This is a genomic window from Vreelandella olivaria (assembly GCF_023507745.1).
GTDB classification, from domain to species: Bacteria; Pseudomonadota; Gammaproteobacteria; order Pseudomonadales; family Halomonadaceae; genus Vreelandella; species Vreelandella olivaria_A.
This window is the reverse complement of record NZ_JALPZO010000169.1, coordinates 1-1740: the sequence shown is the minus strand read 5'-3', so window position 1 is coordinate 1740 and position 1740 is coordinate 1. Positions and strand designations below refer to the sequence as shown.

At 53.4% G+C, this 1740-nt stretch carries 1 rRNA gene; it reads right to left on the bottom strand.

Annotated elements, in window-relative coordinates:
- Window positions 1–51: 51 nt before the first annotated feature.
- Window positions 52–1584: ribosomal RNA gene (locus HP566_RS20020) — 16S ribosomal RNA — on the bottom strand.
- Between the last annotated feature and the right edge of the window lie 156 nt (window positions 1585–1740).

The window sequence follows — 1740 nt, the reverse complement described above, 5'->3', positions numbered from 1 at the left end:
TCTGATCAGGTAATTCATTGTGAGCACTTGCCGCGAGAGCAATGCATCGGTTAAGGAGGTGATCCAGCCGCAGGTTCCCCTACGGCTACCTTGTTACGACTTCACCCCAGTCATGAACCACACCGTGGTGATCGCCCTCCTAAGTTAGGCTAACCACTTCTGGTGCAGTCCACTCCCATGGTGTGACGGGCGGTGTGTACAAGGCCCGGGAACGTATTCACCGTGACATTCTGATTCACGATTACTAGCGATTCCGACTTCACGGAGTCGAGTTGCAGACTCCGATCCGGACTGAGACCGGCTTTTCGGGATTGGCTGACTCTCGCGAGCTCGCAACCCTTTGTACCGGCCATTGTAGCACGTGTGTAGCCCTACTCGTAAGGGCCATGATGACTTGACGTCGTCCCCACCTTCCTCCGGTTTGTCACCGGCAGTCTCCTTAGAGTTCCCGCCATTACGCGCTGGCAAATAAGGACAAGGGTTGCGCTCGTTACGGGACTTAACCCAACATTTCACAACACGAGCTGACGACAGCCATGCAGCACCTGTCTTACAGTTCCCGAAGGCACACCAGAATTTCTTCCGGCTTCTGTAGATGTCAAGAGTAGGTAAGGTTCTTCGCGTTGCATCGAATTAAACCACATGCTCCACCGCTTGTGCGGGCCCCCGTCAATTCATTTGAGTTTTAACCTTGCGGCCGTACTCCCCAGGCGGTCGACTTATCGCGTTAACTTCGCCACAAAGTGCGCTAGGCACCCAACGGCTGGTCGACATCGTTTACGGCGTGGACTACCAGGGTATCTAATCCTGTTTGCTACCCACGCTTTCGCACCTCAGTGTCAGTGTCAGTCCAGAAGGCCGCCTTCGCCACTGGTATTCCTCCCGATCTCTACGCATTTCACCGCTACACCGGGAATTCTACCTTCCTCTCCTGCACTCTAGCCTGACAGTTCCGGATGCCGTTCCCAGGTTGAGCCCGGGGCTTTCACAACCGGCTTATCACGCCACCTACGCGCGCTTTACGCCCAGTAATTCCGATTAACGCTTGCACCCTCCGTATTACCGCGGCTGCTGGCACGGAGTTAGCCGGTGCTTCTTCTGTGAGTGATGTCTTTCCTAAGGGGTATTAACCTCTAGGCGTTCTTCCTCACTGAAAGTGCTTTACAACCCGAGGGCCTTCTTCACACACGCGGCATGGCTGGATCAGGGTTCCCCCCATTGTCCAATATTCCCCACTGCTGCCTCCCGTAGGAGTTCGGGCCGTGTCTCAGTCCCGATGTGGCTGATCATCCTCTCAGACCAGCTACGGATCGTTGCCTTGGTGAGCCGTTACCTCACCAACCAGCTAATCCGACATAGGCTCATCCGTTAGCGGGAGCCTAAGCCCCCTTTCTCCCGTAGGACGTATGCGGTATTAGCCTGGGTTTCCCCAGGTTATCCCCCACTATCGGGTAGATTCCTATGCATTACTCACCCGTCCGCCGCTCGTCAGCATCTAGCAAGCTAGATCTGTTACCGCTCGACTTGCATGTGTTAGGCCTGCCGCCAGCGTTCAATCTGAGCCATGATCAAACTCTTCAGTTTACAATCATTGTGATGCTTACTTGTCACTCGAAAACTTAATGTTTACGAACAACAAAAGCGCATCAAACTTGGCTCAAGGGTCAAACGAATTCATTCAACTGTCGTTTAAAAACTTACGTTTAAAAACTGTCGTTCTCATGACCGCTTGCCTTGATA